Origin of the sequence: Denitrobacterium detoxificans (genome assembly GCF_001643775.1) — a bacterium.
GTDB classification, from domain to species: Bacteria; Actinomycetota; Coriobacteriia; order Coriobacteriales; family Eggerthellaceae; genus Denitrobacterium; species Denitrobacterium detoxificans.
Window position 1 is genome coordinate 1,871,243 of record NZ_CP011402.1, and the last position, 18,162, is coordinate 1,889,404.

At 58.5% G+C, this 18,162-nt stretch carries 15 protein-coding genes and 1 tRNA gene; 4 read left to right on the forward strand and 12 right to left on the reverse strand.

Features of this window, described 5'->3' with window-relative positions; all coding sequences use genetic code 11:
• Nucleotides 1-92: 92 nt before the first annotated feature.
• From AAY81_RS07685 to AAY81_RS07715, 7 genes are all read right to left on the reverse strand, one after another.
• Nucleotides 93-2,033, reverse strand: coding sequence for an MDR family MFS transporter (locus AAY81_RS07685; protein WP_082867923.1), 1,941 nt, complete (start codon nt 2,031-2,033; stop codon nt 93-95).
• Nucleotides 2,034-2,260: 227 nt separating this feature from the next.
• Nucleotides 2,261-4,816 carry a DEAD/DEAH box helicase gene (locus AAY81_RS07690; RefSeq protein ID WP_066663510.1) on the reverse strand — a complete coding sequence of 852 codons (2,556 nt, stop codon included), beginning with the start codon at nt 4,814-4,816 and terminating at the stop codon, nt 2,261-2,263.
• A 178-nt stretch (nt 4,817-4,994) separates the two neighbouring features.
• Nucleotides 4,995-6,287: a phosphopyruvate hydratase gene (gene eno, locus AAY81_RS07695; protein ID WP_066663513.1), complete on the reverse strand. Its 1,293-nt coding sequence runs from the start codon at nt 6,285-6,287 to the stop codon at nt 4,995-4,997.
• Nucleotides 6,288-6,418: 131 nt separating this feature from the next.
• The gene (locus tag AAY81_RS07700; protein WP_066663516.1) at nt 6,419-6,886 is read right to left on the reverse strand and encodes a GNAT family N-acetyltransferase; all 468 of its coding nucleotides are present in this window, start codon (nt 6,884-6,886) and stop codon (nt 6,419-6,421) included.
• 47 nt (nt 6,887-6,933) lie between these two features.
• Complete coding sequence (locus AAY81_RS07705; RefSeq protein ID WP_066663518.1) at nt 6,934-7,506, reverse strand: manganese efflux pump MntP; 573 nt, start codon at nt 7,504-7,506, stop codon at nt 6,934-6,936.
• A 113-nt stretch (nt 7,507-7,619) separates the two neighbouring features.
• Nucleotides 7,620-8,534 (reverse strand): hypothetical protein, encoded by a 915-nt coding sequence (locus AAY81_RS07710; RefSeq protein ID WP_066663521.1) that lies wholly within the window; start codon nt 8,532-8,534, stop codon nt 7,620-7,622.
• Nucleotides 8,535-8,606: 72 nt separating this feature from the next.
• Nucleotides 8,607-9,656 (reverse strand): inorganic phosphate transporter, encoded by a 1,050-nt coding sequence (locus AAY81_RS07715; protein WP_066663524.1) that lies wholly within the window; start codon nt 9,654-9,656, stop codon nt 8,607-8,609.
• 113 nt (nt 9,657-9,769) lie between these two features.
• On the opposite strand from AAY81_RS07715, the gene AAY81_RS07720 reads away from it, so the two are divergent.
• The gene (locus AAY81_RS07720; protein ID WP_066663531.1) at nt 9,770-11,851 is read left to right on the forward strand and encodes a YgiQ family radical SAM protein; all 2,082 of its coding nucleotides are present in this window, start codon (nt 9,770-9,772) and stop codon (nt 11,849-11,851) included.
• On the opposite strand, the gene AAY81_RS07725 is transcribed toward AAY81_RS07720, so the two are convergent.
• The 4 genes from AAY81_RS07725 to AAY81_RS07740 form a co-directional block, all read right to left on the reverse strand.
• Complete coding sequence (locus AAY81_RS07725; RefSeq protein WP_066663533.1) at nt 11,781-12,176, reverse strand: guanylate cyclase; 396 nt, start codon at nt 12,174-12,176, stop codon at nt 11,781-11,783. The genes AAY81_RS07720 and AAY81_RS07725 overlap by 71 nt on opposite strands.
• A 53-nt stretch (nt 12,177-12,229) precedes the next feature.
• Nucleotides 12,230-12,781 carry a LemA family protein gene (locus tag AAY81_RS07730; RefSeq protein WP_066663540.1) on the reverse strand — a complete coding sequence of 184 codons (552 nt, stop codon included), beginning with the start codon at nt 12,779-12,781 and terminating at the stop codon, nt 12,230-12,232.
• A gap of 174 nt (nt 12,782-12,955) precedes the next feature.
• Nucleotides 12,956-13,936, reverse strand: a complete 981-nt coding sequence (locus tag AAY81_RS07735; protein ID WP_066663543.1) for a 4-(cytidine 5'-diphospho)-2-C-methyl-D-erythritol kinase — start codon at nt 13,934-13,936, stop codon at nt 12,956-12,958.
• 24 nt (nt 13,937-13,960) lie between these two features.
• Nucleotides 13,961-14,509, reverse strand: coding sequence for a nucleoside deaminase (locus AAY81_RS07740; RefSeq protein WP_066665135.1), 549 nt, complete (start codon nt 14,507-14,509; stop codon nt 13,961-13,963).
• A gap of 66 nt (nt 14,510-14,575) precedes the next feature.
• On the opposite strand from AAY81_RS07740, the gene AAY81_RS07745 reads away from it, so the two are divergent.
• The 3 genes from AAY81_RS07745 to AAY81_RS07755 all read left to right on the forward strand — a co-directional run bounded on the left by AAY81_RS07745 (nt 14,576) and on the right by AAY81_RS07755 (nt 16,665).
• A tRNA-Ser gene (locus tag AAY81_RS07745) sits at nt 14,576-14,663 on the forward strand.
• A gap of 582 nt (nt 14,664-15,245) precedes the next feature.
• The gene (locus AAY81_RS10615) at nt 15,246-15,989 is read left to right on the forward strand and encodes an alpha/beta fold hydrolase (protein ID WP_205630820.1); all 744 of its coding nucleotides are present in this window, start codon (nt 15,246-15,248) and stop codon (nt 15,987-15,989) included.
• A gap of 37 nt (nt 15,990-16,026) precedes the next feature.
• The gene (locus tag AAY81_RS07755) at nt 16,027-16,665 is read left to right on the forward strand and encodes a class I SAM-dependent methyltransferase (protein WP_066663546.1); all 639 of its coding nucleotides are present in this window, start codon (nt 16,027-16,029) and stop codon (nt 16,663-16,665) included.
• 193 nt (nt 16,666-16,858) lie between these two features.
• Here the strand turns inward: AAY81_RS07755 and AAY81_RS10620 are convergent, their stop codons facing one another.
• On the reverse strand, nt 16,859-18,154 hold the full coding sequence (locus tag AAY81_RS10620; protein ID WP_205630821.1) for a hypothetical protein: 1,296 nt from the start codon (nt 18,152-18,154) through the stop codon (nt 16,859-16,861).
• Between the last annotated feature and the right edge of the window lie 8 nt (nt 18,155-18,162).

Here is an 18,162-nt window from a genome sequence, read left to right on the forward strand (position 1 = left end):
AGAGCCCTGCACATGCCTATCGCACATGCAGGTCCCTATCATTTGGCAACGGACCTACGCCGATTGCCTACCTATATATGTATAGCCTTACGCTACGCACCCGCAGGTTCGAGTTGACAGGAAGACGCCTCATGGGCATCGGTCTGCATCGGCTCGAAGTGAGTGAGCATACTAATTATGTTCCTACGGGAAATTGCACCTACCAGATGGCCATCATGCACAACGGGGAGCTTCTTGATACGCTTCTCGGATAGCGTCTTGAACGCAGCCTCGGCCTCGTCGCCATCCTGCACGCTGATAACGTTCTTGGTTGCAATACGCATGACGTCGAGATCAATAAGGTTACGGAAGCGATCATGCAGCTCTTGCAACTCAACCGGTTGGAAGTAATTGGTGCCATCGGTGTAGAAGCCGCTCTGCCGCGACAGATACTTAAGGATGTCACCGTCGGAGACGAATCCAATAACGGCATTCTGCTGATTCACGATGGGAAGGCCGCTCGTTTCGGTGCGCGCCATTTCGACAATGGCGTCGCGCACCGTAGCGCCTTCAGACAAAAAGGCGGAACCGGTATTCATTACATCGGACACGAGCCACGGACGATCGATACCCGGCACATCCCCCACCTGCGTAGAAACCTCCGGGGCTTTTTCGCCAGCACGATCGCGCACGAAGACAAGAATGGACGCGGCAACAATGAACAACATGACGCACATGCCCATGAAGCCAACGTGCTCACCCACATACACCGTAGCAAGGGCATCGGAACCCGCGGGAGCCATCGCGGCACCCACACCCGTAAGGCTTACAATAAGCGCCGTGCCGAACGAAGCACCCACCTGGTTCGTGGTGGACGAAAGCGAGTTGCCATGCTGGATGACCTTGTTATCCAGCGAATTGACGCCCCAGGTATTTAGCGGCGTAATCAGGAACTGGATGCCAATGACCATGCACGTGAAGGCGAAGGTAACAAAGAGGAACGACGTATCCCTGGCGTACGTGGTGTACATGAAGCCCGCAAGTGCGATGATGATGGCACCGGGAACGACCACGCGGCGGACGCCGAAGCGGTCGAACAAACGACCGGCAGCCAGTCCGCAGAACGCACCGATAATCGCGCCCGGCAACATGATGAGACCCGAAATAGTTGCAGTGCCACCCAGCACCTGCTGTACGTAAATGGGAACGATGACCTCGCCGCCCACAAGCGATGCCTGAAGCATGGCAATGAGAATCACGACCGTACGGAACTTGCGCGACTCGAACACCTGCACGCGCAACATAGGTACATCAAGCTTAAGCTGCCTGCGAACGAAGAAGCCCAGAAGCACGAGACCAGCCACAACCAACGCCCCGGTAAGCACGAGATTCTCGCTACTGCTGAACGTGGACAGGCCATACAGCAAGGACACCATGCCCGCGGCCATAAGCAGGACCGAAGGCACATCGAACGGAGCATGTTCGAACTCGCCGCTGTTCTCGAGCGCAAAACAGGCCAGCACTACGACGCACACGGCAAGCGCCGTGACAATGACGAAGAGCATACGCCATCCCACGTTATCGACCAGGACGCCGGAAAGCGAAGGGCCAATAGCGGGAGCGAAGGCGATGATAAGGCCAATTACGCCCATGGCACTACCGCGCTTCTCACGCGGGAACACCAGCAGAATGAGCGTGAACACCATGGGCATTACGACGCCCGTTGCCATAGCTTGTATGACGCGACCCAGTAGCAAGAAGGGGAACGCCGGTGCAAGCGCGGCGACCAAACTGCCCAAGGCAAACCACGCAATGCCACCGATAAACAGCTTACGCGTGGAGAAACGCCCCACTAGATAGGCGTTCATGGGTATGACGCATGCTTCGACCAATGCATATCCGCTGGTCAACCACTGGACGGTTGTGGCGTCGACCTGAAGATCGGCCATAATATGCGGCAGCGCAGGCGAAAGCAGCGTCATGTTGAGCACCGTAATCAACGCACCCGACAGCAACACTGCCACCATCATTTTTTTCTTACGAGTTAACCCCATACACGATCCTTCCCGTACGCATCCCAAACGTGCGCATTAAAAAAGGCGGCAAACGCCGCCAAAGGTTCTATGTGTACTCTAACCCGATTGTGAATGGATGCGCCACCCGTTGCTCGTCTGTCATATTCGCCATATCCGCTCCATCATGGAACAACATTTGGCACAAATGCCCCTGCTGTCTGCAACAGGGGCATTCGAAAAGGATCCATTGCAAAGGAAGAGCAAGCCTACGCAAGCAGTTCCTCGATGAAGCCTACGCGGTAATTCGCAAACACAGCTTCGCCCGCTTCCTGCGTGGCATCCAAGTCGACATCGCACCAGATGGCAAAATCACGGTCGTCGTTTTCATCGCGAAACGTCTGACGCATATGCCATACGTGATCGGTACGCTCATCGGCATCATCAAGCTGGAAATACGCCACGCTCCGCGCATCACCATCAAGCAAGATCTCCTCATGCGCATCAAAGTACGCATCAAGCGCCTGCTGCCACGCGCGGGCGGAATACCCCCAGTCGCCATCGAGCGCACCCAGGTCCTTCACGCGCTCGGCCGCAGCCAGGCGCACGCGCATGAACAGCGCATTGCGCACGAGAAGTGTAACGGCACGCCTATCGGCAACTACGGCATCGGCTGCCAGGGGCGCGCCCATCTCTTCCCCATCGAGCGTGCCAGCGGCTTCCCACTCGTCGACCAAGCTGCTATCAATAGAGCGAACCATGAACCCAAGCCAGCTAATGATATCGATGAGCTGGTCATTGAGCTTATCCGAGGGAAGCGTGCGCGCCATGACGCGATACGCATCGGAAAGATAGCGCAATAGCAGGCCTTCGCTGCGAGCAATTCCCAAGCCGGAAATGTACCCCTTGAAATTCGCAGCTGTTTCCACCATGTCGCGCAAGATGGACTTGGGTGACAGCGAAAAGTCACGCGCCCAGGGCACGTCCTCGCAGTACCGCGCGTACGCAGAGTCGAGCAGTTCCTCAAGCGGCTTGGGATACGTAACCTCGGCGATGCGCTCCAGGCGTTCCTCGTATTCAATGCCCTCGGCCTTCATGGCAGCCATGGCCTTGTCGCGAGCCCGACGCTCTTGTGCGCGCAGCACTTGGCGAGGGTCTTCCAACGTGGCCTCGGCCATGGAAATGACGCCAAGCTCATAATCGGGGTCTTCGGGATCGAGCAACTCGAGAGCGGCCAGCAAAAACGGAGATAGCGGCTGGTCAAGCGCAAAATCATCGGGAAGGTCCACCGTCGTGCGCCATTCGTTTGCGCCGTCTTCGCCCTTGACGCATTCCACGACGCCCGCCGCCTGGAGCGTAGCGAAGATCTCGCCCGCACGCGTCATGAGGTCCGCCTTCTCCTGCGGCGTCTGCAACGATCGTTCCACCATGTCCGAAACGCGCGCCCACGCGTCGCCACCCTGCATAACCTCAGCGAGCACGATGGAATGCGTAATGCGCAAACGCGGGGCCAACGGCTCGGGCTGAGCTGCAATAAGCTTTTCAAACGTGCCCTTGTTCCAGTTCACGAAGCCTTCGGGCGGTTGCTTCTTCTTGATCTTGCGGCGCTTCCTCTCGTCATTGCCCGCCTTCGCCATAAGCCGCGCATTCTCGATCTCGTGCTCGGGCGCAAGAGCGATAACCAAACCCTCGGTGTCGAACCCTGAACGGCCAGCACGACCGGCAATCTGATGAAACTCGCGGGCGCGCAAGCGACGCATGCGATGACCATCGAACTTGGTGAGCTGCGTAAGAACGACCGTATGAATAGGCACGTTAATCCCCACGCCCAGCGTGTCGGTACCGCAGATAATAGGCAGAAGCCCCTGTTGAGCGAGCTTTTCCACGAGCAGGCGGTACCGCGGAAGCATACCCGCATGATGCACACCCACGCCGCAGTCGAGCAGGCGTTTGAGCGTCTTGCCAAATGCCGTGGTGAATCGCGTGCCCTTCGACGCCTCGCGAATGGCGGAACGTTGCTCCTTCGTAGTAAAGCCCATGGAAGCAAGCGCCTGCGCACTCGTGAGCGCTGCATCCTGCGAAAAATGAACGATGTAGAGCGGCGTTTGCCCCTCACGCATGGCAATCTCAACGGTACCCTCGAGCGAAGTGTCAACGTACTCGTATTCCAAGGGGATAGGACGCTGCGCATTCACGACAGAGCTGACCGCACGCGTTTCATGCGCCTCGAGCGCGCCGCGAATATGCGCAGTGTCACCCAACGTGGCGCTCATCAGCAAAAACTGCGTATGCGGAAGCACGAGCAGCGGCACCTGCCACGCCCAGCCACGATCGGGGTCGGCAAAGAAGTGGAACTCGTCGGCGGCTACGCGGGCGATATCGGCATCGGGACCCAGGCGCAGCGCGTCGTTCGCCAGGATCTCCTGCGTGCAACAGATGATGGGCGCTTCCGTGTTGATGCGCACGTCGCCCGTAATCATGCCCACGTAATCGCGCCCAAAGAAATTCACCAGATTGAAGAACTTCTCGCTGACCAGCGCTTTGATAGGAGCCGTGTAATAGCTGCGCTCATCGCGTGCCAGCGCCAGAAAATGCTGGAAGAGCGCCACCATCGATTTGCCACTGCCCGTAGGCGTACCCAGAATAACGTGATCGCCCGCAGCAAGAGACAGCACCGCCTCTTCCTGATGCGGCCACAATTCAAGGTCCTCCTCGGCGCACCATTCGAGAAACGCCTCGAGAATGTCATCCTCGGTGGTATCCGGGTTATTCCACAAGCGGTCGGCAAGCCGTCCCAACGACCCCGTGCGATCGGCGTCTTCCATCATCGTTCCTTCCCATCTACGGGGATACCCCAAAAGCAGCGCATTGCGCAAAGCGAAACCGCCGCATCACACGCAAAAGCACCCCGACGACCGTGCCGTCGGGGTGCCCAGTATAACAGGTGACCGCTAAGCCCATGTGCATGCTCGCGCATAAGCGCAAGCACCGCGCAGGGAATCTTTAGCGCTCGATGTTGTAGAAGGCGTTGATGCCAGCGTAACGAGCCTGCGTGTCGAGCTGCTCTTCGATGCGGAGCAGCTGGTTGTACTTGGCAACGCGGTCGCTGCGGCAGGGAGCGCCCGTCTTGATCTGGCCGGTGTTGCATGCAACGGACAGGTCGGCGATGGTGGTGTCTTCCGTTTCGCCAGAACGATGGCTCATGACACAGGCGTAGCCAGCTTCCTTGGCCATCTCGATGGCTTCCAGGGTTTCCGTGAGGCTGCCGATCTGGTTCACCTTGATGAGGATGGCGTTAGCGCAACCCAGTTCGATGCCCTTGGCCAGACGCTGGGAGTTGGTGACGAACAGGTCGTCGCCCACCAGCTGGACCTTCTTGCCGATGCGCTCGGTGAGCATCTTCCAACCATCCCAGTCTTCTTCGGCCATGCCGTCTTCGATGGAGATGATGGGGTACTTGGCAACCAGGGCTTCCCAGTAATCGACCATTTCGGCGCTGGTGAACTCGCGGCCTTCGCCAGCCAGCACGTACTTCTGCTTTTCGGCGTCGTAGTATTCGCTGGACGCGGGATCCATGGCGAACATGATGTCTTCACCGGGCTTGTAGCCAGCGGCTTCGCACGCCTTCACGATGTACTGCAGGGGCTCTTCGTTGGTCTTGAAGTTCGGGGCAAAGCCACCTTCGTCGCCAACGCCGCCACCCAGGCCAGCCTCGTGCAGGACCTTCTTCAGCGTGTGGTAGATTTCAGCGCACCAACGCAGGGCCTCGGCAAACGTGGAGGCGCCAACGGGCATGATCATGAATTCCTGGAAGTCGACGTTGTTGTCGGCATGGGCGCCACCATTCAGGATGTTCATCATGGGCGTGGGCAGCGTATGCGCATGCACGCCACCAACGTACTTGTACAGCGGAAGCTCGGCGCTTTCAGCAGCAGCACGAGCGCAGGCAAGCGAAGCGCCCAGGATGGCGTTCGCGCCAAAGCGGCCCTTGTTGTCGGTGCCGTCGAGCTCAATCATAGCCTCGTCGATAGCGCGCTGATCGGTGGCTTCGGCACCCACCAGCAGATCGGCGATTTCGGTGTTCACGTGGTCGACGGCCGTAAGCACGCCCTTGCCCATGTAGCGATCCTTGTCGCCATCGCGCAGTTCGACCGCTTCGAACTGGCCGGTAGAAGCGCCCGAGGGAACCATAGCGCGACCCATGGAACCGTCTTCCAGCAGGATTTCGACTTCAACCGTGGGATTGCCGCGCGAATCGAGAACTTCGCGACCGTATGCATCGATGATGATGCTCATGTTCGTCTCCTAAGAATCGAGAACAGGTAACAACCCGCCCATGATAGCACACGGAGACAATGAAAAACCGCTAAGCGGATGCTTGAGACGGGTGAACGGATGTCACCCGAGCACAGTACACAAAAAGTGCGTTAGAGCTGGCTTAACGCTTCGCCATGAATGCGATAGAGCGTCCAGCCATTCAGCTCTTCGGCGCCCAGGCTATTGTAAAAACGACCCGAACCAGGATTCCAATCGGGAGCACAGCCTTCCACGCGCACGTAATCACGCTCGCGGGCAATACGGGAAAGCTCGTGCATGAGTTCGGTGCCTACGCCCATGCCACGGTACTCGGGCAGTACGTAGATGCATTCCAAGTAGATGGAGGGACGACCCTTATGAGCCGAAAACCCGTGATTGAACAGCACGAAACCGATTTCCTTTTCGCCTTCCATGGCGAAGAAAGCCTCGGCGGCCTTGTGCTGGAACATCCAGGTGCGTAGCAATTCTTCGGTGGCCACAACGGAATCACCCGACTTCTGAAAGTCGGCGAAACGCTGTATGAAATACAGGATCTTACCTGCATCCTTCTCTTCCGCAAAGCGAAACTGCGTCGCCATGTCTACCACCCGCCCACATGAACGTGCCATCAATTCATAAATGTACCCTATAGCACCAAAACCCCCAGGTGTTCAAGAAGTATCTTACATCCAAGGAGAATTAGCACAATACCTCCCGCAATAGTGGAGGGACGCTCGTAACGCGCACCGAAGCGATTGCCCACCACGACGCCCACAAGCGAAAGCGCAAACGTTATGCAGCCAATGATGGAAATGGCCGGCACTATATCGACGCGAAGGAAGGCAAAGGAAACGCCCACGGCCAGAGCATCGATGGACGTAGCGATGGCCAGCATAAACAGTTCGGGGATATCGAGGCGGAACTCTTTCTCGTCCTGGTCGTCGTCTTCGTGAAAAGCATCCCACAGCATCTTGCCGCCCACGAACGAAAGCAGGCCAAAGGCAATCCAATGGTCCACCGGTTCCACAAGCGAAGCGAACTGCGTGCCCAGTGCCCAGCCCAGAAACGGCATAAGAGCCTGAAAACCACCGAAGAACAGGGCGATCACCAAGGCATGGCGCATGTTGACGCGCTTCATGCCCAGGCCCTTGCAAATGGCCACGGCAAATGCGTCCATGGACAGGCCCACGCCTATGAGGGCAATCTCGACAAAACTCACCGTGCATTCCTTCCGTATCCCATATGTCTTGCAACGGGGTATTATCCCCCACGCACAACGAAAAGCGACGGGCGTGCCAATCAAACAGAGGGAATCCGAAAGGCAGGCAAGGCTTACTGGTTGCTGAACGGCTCTTCCCTATTGGCAAGAATCTCGCTCGCGCGCTTCCAGCCAGGCAACATGGACGCAAGGTATTCCTGCTGCTGCGGCTCCGGTTTGGTGGCAAGCGGCGCCAACCCCGTCCAAATGGCCCACACCAGACAATCGACCGGATAGGCCACGAGCTCGTCGGAAAGCCAAAGACAGCCATTTTCATAATGCGACCAGCCATGACGCAACGGCTTCATGCGCACGGCAATGGGCTGGGCGGGCGGTTCTTCCGCCAGGCCCTGCATGCACGTGCCCACCAGGCCCACTGCGTTATTCATGATGACGCGATTGGCGTACGAAAGAAACGCGGTGCGCACCTGATCGTAGCTACGTGGGTTTACTACATAGAGCGTGAGTTTGCTGATGTCGGTATTGGCCTCGAACTTCACCGTAGCGCGTCCACGCGTGGCACGATGCTTGCCGCTCATGCCACCACCCATCTTCAGCGGGTTCACATGCAGCATGAACGGACGTCCCATGACGTAGGCTACGTCGCCCGTGCGATACAGGCACTTCATGGACGGGCTCTTCTGGAATCGCTTGATCATCTTCGCGCGCATGTCCTCCACTTCGGGGACATGGGCGGCAAAGAAATCCACGATCTGCTGAGGAGGCATGCCATGGGGCGCCATGACGTATGGCAGCGCCTGCGGAGGTTGGAGCGCTACGAACAGGTCGTTGCTTGATTGGCGAAAGATGGGAATGTCCATGCCGGCATACCCCAAATGCTCGATGCCCGGCGTTCCGGACGCGGGAGCTTGCGCAGATGCCTGACCAGGCTGATTGAGAGCATCCCGCTGCGACACGTCAGTCGCGGGAGACTGCCCCTGGCCATCGCCAGGCTGCTGAGAAGGTGAAGCGGTTTCAGAATTCGACATGGTTGCCCCCTTCGTCGAACTATCCCTGCTACAAGGATACCCCAAACGAGAAGAGAGCGGAGGCTGGGCGCACTAGAAGAAGAGCATGAAAACGCGCGCGAGCGCGAAGCCAATGATGCCGCATGCGGGGAACGTAATGACCCAGGCGAGCACCATGCTACGCGCAATGCCCCAGTTCACGCCACGCAGGTTCTTGCCCGCACCCACGCCCATGATGGCCGACGTGGAACAATGCGAGGTAGAAACGGGCATGCCCGTAATACTGGAGATGAACAGCGTGATGACGGTGGAGGCAGAAGCAGCAGCGCCCTGGTACTTTTCCATGGCCACCATGTCCATGGCGACCGACTTGATAATGCGCTTGCCACCGATGAACGTACCCAGGGAAATAGCGGCCGAGCAGACGATCATGAGCCACATGGGGAAGCCATCGGACCCCGTAGATTCCATGCCCATCGCCATGGCCATGCCCATAAGGCCAATGGACATGAACTTCTGGCCATCTTGTGCGCCATGCAAAAAGGCCAGCATGCACGCGAAGATATCCTGCAGGATATCGGCAACGCGATTGCCCTTGCGCCTATCGACGCCCGAAAGGAACTTCGCAGCGAGTTTCGTGTTCAACCATCCCAGGAAAAAGCCAGCAAACAAGGAAAAGAGCAGGCCGTACACGACCTTGGCCCATTCGGAGGGAACCACGCCAGCCCAGCCGTTCACGGCGATGGCGCCACCGGTGATGCCCGCAATGAGCGAGTGCGACTTCGAACACGGAATGCCGAAGAACCAGCAGAACACGCCCCATGCGATGGAGCCAATCATGGAAGCCATTAACGCCATGAGCGCCTGATGCGTGTCGCCCGAGAAGTCGACCATGGAGAACATGGTGTGGGCAACGGCAGTGGAGATGTAGGTCATGCCGATGAGGCCGATGAAGTTAAAAACAGCCGCCAAGGTGAGCGCGACGCCAGGGCTAAGGACGCGCGTGGCAACGGCGGTAGCGATAGCATTGGGCGCGTCGGTTGCGCCCGAGACGAGCGTCACGCCAATCACGAGAACGATGATGATGGCGAGAGCAGGATAAGTTGCCATAAGGCCAATTACGGCCGCTAGAGATAAATCCAACGTTTACCTTTCGCATATTGCCGCGCCAGCGGCAAATATCTGAGAGCTGCATTAGTATAGCAAAGCGAAAGATTCGTCCAGTGCCTTTCGCCGAACAGACACGAAGGAGAAGCATGTTCCTACCTATGACGTACGCCGATATGCGCGAGCGCGGCTGGGATGCCGTGGACTTTGCATACGTATGCGGCGACGCATACGTTGACCACCCGTCGTTCGGCATGGCCATCATCTCGCGCCTGCTCGAAGCGCATGGCTATCGCGTGGGCATCATCTGCCAGCCCGATTGGCGCGACCCCAAAAGCATCAACGTGTTTGGCGAGCCCCGTCTGGGCTTCATCGTTTCCGCCGGCAACATGGATTCCATGGTGAACCATTACACGGTGGCAAAGCGGCGTCGCAAGAACGACTTCTACTCCCCCGGCGGCGAGATGGGCCTGCGCCCCGATCACGCCTGCGTGGTATATGGCAACCTCATCCGCCGTACATATAAAGAGACGCCCATCATCCTGGGTGGCATCGAGGCAAGCCTGCGCCGCCTGGCCCATTACGACTACTGGTCGGACAAGCTGAAGCGATCCATCCTGCTGGATTCGGGTGCCGACATCATCTCGTACGGCATGGGCGAGCATTCCGTGGTGGAAATTGCCGATGCGCTGGCATCGGGGCTTTCCGTACACGACCTCACGTTCATTCCTGGCACCGTATTCCGTACGCGCAGCCTGGAGCATCTGTACGAGCCCGTTGTGCTGCCCAGCTACCAGAGCATGCTGGACAACAAGGAGGAATACGCGCGCAGCTTCGGCGAACAGTGCCGCAACTTGAACCCGTATTCGGCCCACACGCTGGTAGAACCCTACGACCACGACGTCTACGTGGTACAGAACGCACCTGCCACGCCGCTTACCACCGAAGAGCTGGACGCGGTGTATCGCCTGCCCTACGAGCGCACGTATCACCCCAGCTACGAAGCTGCTGGCGGCATTCCAGCTATCCGCGAGGTGAAGTTTTCGCTGGCCAGCAATCGTGGCTGCCTAGGAGAGTGCGCATTCTGCGCGCTCAACTTCCATCAGGGGCGCATCATCCAAGCACGCAGCCACGAATCAATCCTGGAAGAAGCGCGCGAGATGACGAAGGATCCCGAGTTCAAGGGCTACATTCACGATGTGGGTGGCCCCACCGCGAATTTCCGCATTCCCGCATGCGCCAAGCAGGAAAAGGCCGGAGCCTGCACGAACCGTCGCTGTCTTTCGCCGAAGCCCTGCAAGCAGCTACGCGTAACGCACGAAGACTACGTGCAGCTGCTGCGCGAACTGCGCGCGCTGCCTGGCGTGAAGAAGGTATTCATCCGCAGCGGCATCCGCTTCGATTACGCCATGCTCGACAATGACCACACGTTCATCCGCGAACTAGCTGCCCACCATACAAGCGGGCAGCTGCGCCTGGCCCCCGAGCACATCAGCGAAACGGTACTGAACGTGATGGGCAAGCCACCGCACGCCATGTACGAGCAGTTCGTACGCGAGTTCAACCGCGCAAGCAAGCAGGCGGGCAAGGAACAATACGTACTGCCCTACCTGATGTCGAGCCATCCTGGCAGCACGCTAAAGGAAGCTGTTGAACTGGCAGAATTCTGCCGCGACCTAGGGTTCAACCCCGAACAGGTAAGCGACTTCTACCCCACGCCCTCTACGGTGTCCACGTGCATTTACTATACGGGTCTCGACCCGCGCACCATGGAACACGTGTACTGCGCCACGAGCCCTCACGAAAAGGCGCTGCAGCGCGCGCTCATTCAGTACCGCAACCCAAAGAATCACGCCCTCGTGCGCGAGGCGCTCGTGAAAGCGGGGCGCGAGGACCTTATTGGGTTCGATGCGAAATGCCTGGTACGGCCTGCGGGCGCAAAGGGCGGCAAGGGCGCGCAGCATGGCGGAAAGTCCGGGCAGGCAGGGCATGCCCGCAGCAAAGGCAAGGGTACGCAGGCCAAACGCGGTAGGTCGCGCCACGAAAACGACTCGCGTGGCGAGCAGCGTTCGGGCAGCACGCGCAACGACAAGCGCACGTCGCGGAACGCGAATACGAAACCAGGAGGCAAACCCCAAGGCAACCGCCGCAATGGCGGAGCTAGCGGCGCAGGAAAGAAGCCAGCAGGCGCTGAAGCACGGCGCGGAGCAGGCCATCCGAAGAAACGGTAGTCGTAGGAACGGCTTCCTGCTGATAGTTGGGATGATGCCGCAAGAACACCCAGCGACAAATAAGCGTAATGGCCAGGCCGATGAGACCCACGGCCAAGAATGATGCGGCGATCTCGACTGCCGTCCAGTTTTGCTCGAAGGCGGCATAGGCTGTCGCCAGAACGAAGAAGCCCGAAATGACGCCCGTGATAACGGTGAACGCGCGAATGAGGATGACCTTCGCGCGATTGGGCGAATAGCGCCACGCAGCCACAAGGTAAATGACCGCCGCGACGACTGCCAGAATAATGAGAAGCGGAATGATCCGCGATAGACGTGCAACCATTCCGCTTCCTTTCTCTTATGCGGCCAGCATGCGCATGGCCATGAACGCTTGACCTAGCTAAAGCTCACCTGGGGAGCAACATCGGCGCCAACGTTGGCGATGAAGCTCTGGCGCTTCGTGAAGCCCATAGGGCCCGCCACGAGCACGCCCGGGAACGTCTGGATGGCGTTGTTGTACTTCATGACCGTGTCGTTGAAGCTCTGACGCATGTAGCTGATCTTGTCTTCCGTTTCGGAAAGCTCATTCTGCAGCGCAATGAAGTTCTGATTTGCCTTCAGATCGGGATACGCTTCGCTCACGGCAAACAGGCTCTTCAGGGTATCGGAAAGCGCATTGCTCGCTTCCATCTTTTCCTCGGGCGAACTGGCATTCATGCATGCCGTGCGCGCTTCAGTAACCGCCTGCAGCGTCTTGCTCTCGTGCGCGGCATAGCCCTTCACGGTTTCCACCAGGTTCGGAATGAGATCGAGACGACGCTGGAGCTGGACGTCGATTTGCGCCCAAGCGTTGTCAACGGCGTTGCGCAGCTTCACCAGGTTGTTGAACAGCCCGATAACGATAAGCACCAGAACAACGACAACGACCAGAATGATAATTGCCACCATGAGAGACCCTTCCCTCGAATTACATTGAGGCCATTTTAGCACGTGCCAACTGGGATGATACGGAAATCTAAAAGCGCTCGCTCAAAACGAGAATGCATGCTTCCAAAAGCACCCGAAAACAAAAAAGAGCCGCACCCCGAGGGGCACGGCGCATGATGCGATATGCAGCTTCGCCTAGCGCTGCGGCAGGAGCGCTGCGCGGACCGGCGAGAACGACGTGGTACGCGTCCAGTAGCCCTTCACCTGCGCAGCCGAGGAAAGCGCCGCAGCCGCCTGGTGGGACTCGCATACGGCAAACGTACCCGAGCCACTGCCGCACAGCAGCACGTCGGCAACACCCGGCGCCTGCGAAGCGAACTGGGCAATCTCGGCAAGCTCGGGAAGCAGCTTCTGCGCCGGAGCCTCCAAGTTATTGAACAGCGGAACCTGCGTGGCCTCCGTCGCCGCGCGCACAGCTTCCAGCTGAGCGGGTTCGGGATACACCGGGCTCTCGTCGAACGTACGGTACGCCTCCGCCGTGGACACACCGCCTTCAGGACGGATGATGACCACGGAATCGCGACGCGGCGCCAGCGTAGCCACCGGCTCGTCGCCACGACCCTGCAGCAACATGCAGCCACCATGCAGGAAGAAACGCACGTCGGCGCCCAGCTGCTGCGCCACATGAGCAACAGCCTCATGATCGGCGGGAATGCCCCACAGGTGAGCCGCGCCCAACAGCGCAGCCGCGGCGTCGGCGCTGCCGCCACCCAGGCCCGTCTGATGCGGAATGTGCTTTTCGATAACCAGGCGAATGCATTCGTCCTCTTCGCGGCCCAGCTCCTGCGCCAGCGCATGCACCGCCTTGCATGCCAGGTTGTCCTGCGAGGGAATGTCGAGAGGCTCGATGCCCTCACGCCAGATGACCGTGGCCTCAACCTGCAGGCCGCTGCCCGCATCTACGTCAACCTTCACTTCGCGCAACGGCTGAGCGGCATCGCAAGGCTCCAACAGCGTAACGTGCTCGCCCGCACCCACATGCGTCATACGCACGCCATCGTGCATGGACAGCGCATGCATAACCGTAAGCGCATTGTGGTATCCGCCTTCCTGGCGTTCGCCAATGCCCAGGTAGAGGTTCACTTTCGCAGGAGCGATAAGATTGATGGTCTTCACGGTAATCCTTCGTTCGTAGTCGGGTTACTTAGTTGATGGTTCACTATTCGCGGCAGCCGCTTCGGCCTTCGCCGCCTTACGCGCGGAACGCCGTGCGGAGAAGAAATCCTTCAGAAGCTGCGAGCATTCCTCTTCGCATACGCCCGCCGTAACGGGAAACGCATGGTTCAAGCGCTCGTCCTCATTGATGCGATACAGCGTACCCAGCGCACCAGCCTTCGGATCGCTTGCGCCATACACGCACCGCGCAATGCGCGCCTGGTGCATAAGGCCCGCGCACATGATGCACGGCTCGAGCGTAACGTACACCGTGCAGTCGGAAAGACGCCACGCTTCCAGTTCGCGCGAAGCCTGCAGCATGGCCAGGAATTCGGCATGACCCGAGGGGTCCATATCACGTTCGCGCCGGTTGCACGCCTGCGCGATAACGCGCGGTTCTGCAAGCGGCTTGCGCGTACCCTTGTCGATGGGATGGTACACGACCACCGCACCGATGGGCACCTCGCCCGCTGCACCCGCCAAACGCGCCTGCTCCAAAGCAAGCTGCATGTATTCGATATCGCGTTCTTCCATAACGTTCAGAATTATATGGTAAGCTAACGCGAGCGGTATGCGCATTCGCGCATGTCCATCGAATACGGAGGAATGGCCGAGTGGTTTAAGGCGGCAGTCTTGAAAACTGTTGAGCTGAAAGGTTCCGTGGGTTCGAATCCTACTTCCTCCGCCATACATGTTCTCGCAGGTCCCGAGAGGGGCCTGTTTCATTCCATCCCGGCATTCATCCCCATCCGCCCTGCTGGGCACTCGCTCCGCTGCTCGCGTGGTTTAGGCCCTTTACAGGCCTAAACCTACGCTCGTGCGCTGCGCTGTTCATCAGTTTTTACTTCGCGCTTTGCTGAGCAAAGCGCTGGTTTTAGTGGTGTTCACAGTGTCCCTGCAGGGCGGATGGGGATGAATACAGCATTGGAAGTTGAGCCCTCCCCCGGACCGCAGATGCATGGCGATGGAAGGACTCAGGCCTTGGGGTCTTTCCGACGCAGCCTTCAAGACGCCTATGGGAGCGCTCAATGCGGAAGAAGCGCGTTGCCCAGGAGAAGACGCACAAGGCAAACGCGTGCAACCACGCAATCTTCCACGCGCACGATACCGAGCAATAGGTAAGCGCAAACAACCCTCCCCCTATTCATCGATGTGTGATGCTTGGGTGTCGATTGGAGCTGATGGGATGAAGAGTTCGGCTGATTCGTGGTTCTAGGAGTAACCTCGGAAGATAGAGAGTTAGACATGCCAAACTGATTGGACCTGCACTATGTTCGTACATGAATATGGAAACCCCGACGACCCCACTGTTATCCTGCTGGCACCCATGATGATGTCGGGAGAAGACATCTACCGCATGATGAGCCCCCACTTCGCGAACTCCTACCACATCATCGCGCCCGACCAGGGAGGTCACGGCGATGCTGGCGCATACGTAAGCGCCGACGACGAATGCGCACAGCTGAAGCACTACCTGGTAAAACAGGGCATAACCGATATCGAGCTGGTGTACGGCTCCTCGCTGGGCGTTGCCGTTGGCTGGCGCCTCTTTCTGGACAATGGCTTCACCATCCATCACGCCTGGTTCGATGGCGTGCTCTTCCGCGAAAGCGCGCCATTCTTCGAGTTCGCCTTCAGGACCATGTTCAAGCAGAAGAAGCGCTCGCCGGCCAAGCGTTCCGTTGACGCATCAAAGGGACTCGAAGATAAATACGGACACGAGCGCGCCGTAATGATGACCAGGAACTTCAACCGCATCACCGAAAGCGACATCGACGCCATCTGCCACACCTGCTGCAATTACCCCCTTGCGAAGCTCACGCCCGATCAGCAAGCACGCTTGCATCTGGACTACGGCAGCAAGGACCCCACATTCCGCCAATCCCGCCGCGGCATCGCCACGTGCATGCCGAACGTTGGCATTACCATTCGCAAAGGCTATCCGCATTGCGGATACGTTGCCGCACACACCAAGGAATACGTGAAGGAAATCGAGGAATTCATCCGCGCGTAGTCCCCGTCGAAACGCACCGACCCCACAACCCGCCTGAATGCAGTATCCTGCTTGCACGACGAAGGGAGCAACGCTGGATACGACAAGGCAAACAATCGAGTATTACGAGACGCACGCCGGGGAATTCGCATCGAGCACCCTGGATGTCGATTTCAGCGAAACGCAACGCGCTTTTACCACGCTGCTTCCCGAAGGCGCGCGCATACTCGATTTCGGCTGCGGGTCGGGGCGCGACGCAAGGCAATTCCTTGCGGCAGGGTTCAACGTCACCGCCACCGACGGAAGCGCCGAGCTCTGCCGCGTCGCCTCCGAGGCAGCCGGTATCCCCGTACGACATGAGCGATTCGAAGACCTGTGCGAAACAAACGCTTACGACGGCATTTGGGCATGTTCTTCCATACTGCACCTACCGAAGAACGAACTAGCCCAGGTCATTACCAAGATGGCCAATGCACTGCGCACCCACGGCATTGCCTACGCATCGTTCAAGTACGGCACGAGCGAAGGCATGCGCAATGGCCGATACTTCACCGATTTCACCGAAGAGACGTTTCGCGTATTCCTGGAATCCATCCCCCATCCGGGCCTTGCGCTTGAACGCACCTGGATCACGCAGGACGTTCGCCCCAACCGCTCCCACGAACGCTGGCTCAACGTCATCTTGCACAAAGCATAGCCCTCCACGCAAAGAAGGATAGCAAGCACAGCACGAACATACCTCCGCCCCCATTCGCCCTTGCACATGCATGGCCAACAAGACGCTAATGGTGACGCAAACAAAATCTCCGTCCCCTGTTCCACAGGGCATAAGGAAAGGGCCCCGAAGGGCCCTTCCAAAGTGATAGCCATTGCGCAATTGGCAAGCGGGACTAGCCTTTTACGGCAACGCCATACCAGGCAGTGCCCTCATCATTCCAACCAAGCGAAACGAGGTTCTTGTGCTCGCTTTCGCTGGTGGTGAAGTTATGCGCACCCGAGGTGGCATTCGGATTGTACTCACGCAGCACCTTCACACCTTGGGCGTCGTCGGAATACCAGCCGATGCCCTCGTATTTCCAACCGAGCCCACTCAGCCAATCACGCTCCTCGGCGCTCATCGTGTAATGATGGTCGCCGCCATTCGGGTTGTACAGGCGGTAGACCGGTACCGAGCTGCTGGAAGGCGCATACCAACCGATACCCTCATAGGTCCAGCCCAGAATCGTGAGGCCATCACGCTCTTCCTCGGAAGCCGTGTAGAAGTGCTCACCCGAATTGGGGTTGTACAGACGGAACAGCGCCTGAGCCGAAGCAGAATCGGAAACAATCAGGAACGTGGCGCTCTGCTCGCCCTCGTAGCTGCCCATTCCGGTAACGGTCACCGTAGCGGTGCCAAGCTCGGTATTGTTCTTGTACTCCACCGTGTAATCGACGTTCTCCTCGAGCGTGATATCGCCGTCGGTCACCGTCACTTCAGGCTCGATAGCCTCGCCCGTGAAGACCTGGTTCGCAATCGCGGAAATAGTGCACTCCGAGAGGTCGCCCTTATGAACAACGAGCAACGAATCGGTCTGGTTCCACAGACGCTTGCCAGCAATCGTGGTGCCGGATCCAGCCAGGTACTCATCGATGAGGGAACCCATTACCGTACGCACTTCGTTGGTGGTAGAAGCATTAGCAACGTTGTACGTAACCGCATCGGAAGCAGTCGTCTCAACCGCCGACGTGCATTCCGTAATGGAAAGCACCATAGGAGCGGCAATGAAGCTCGTGGCATCCGTTTCCGAAGACGTCGTGCTGGGGAAGAACTTCAGCTGCGAATTCGCCTCGTACGTCAGCTCGTTAGAAGCCTTGCCCTGGGAAGCATCGCCACCCCAGGTAACATAATCGCCACCGCCCCACGCCACGCCCGCGTCGCTCAGCAGGTCGGTCAACGACACATACGTCACTGCCGTCGTCACGTTCCAAACGTCACGCTTGTAATAGAGGCCCGAAACAGGCGAACCGCTGCTCTGCAGCGCCTCGAATTCTTCTTGGGTATAGCTCTTAGCCAACGTCGCCTCATGATTGCCCGTCTTCTGATAGACGGAAATCAACGACGTGCTCTCGGCATATGCCTGAGCAGGCTGTGCAACCGCACCCGCCACGGCAAGCGCCAACACGCCCGCCGCAAGCAATCCCACCACCTTTCGTA